Annotated in this window: 1 protein-coding gene; it reads right to left on the bottom strand. The window is 59.2% G+C overall.

The genetic code is table 11. From position 1 onward, the window contains the following. Positions 1–18 precede the first annotated feature (18 nt). Positions 19–319, bottom strand: a 301-nt coding sequence (locus ACPYOI_RS36095; protein ID WP_481424176.1) for an integrase core domain-containing protein, incomplete at its 5' end; no start/stop codon positions are given.

Below are 319 nucleotides of genomic sequence, written 5' to 3' on the forward strand. Positions count from 1 at the left end.
TGACCTGCCACTGAACTTTCATCCGACTGCGATTAGAGCCTCGGCGGCTTTCAATAGGCCAAATGGCGCGGTGGGAGCAACCGGCGGAAACGCGAAGCTTTCATCTCGCGCAGCGTTGGAGCCGGTTGCGGCGATGGACCCGGCATAGCTTGCCGGGGTCTGATATCCGAGGGATGAGTGCGGCCGGAAATGGTTATAATCGTCCGCCCATTCGGCAATGGCGCTTCGGGCATGATCGAGACCGAAGAACAGGCTCTCGTTCAATAGTTCGTCGCGCATCCGGCCGTTGAAGCTCTCGACATAGCCGTTCTGCATCGGC

It is taken from the genome of Rhizobium sp. SVR5-2C, from assembly GCF_056755115.1.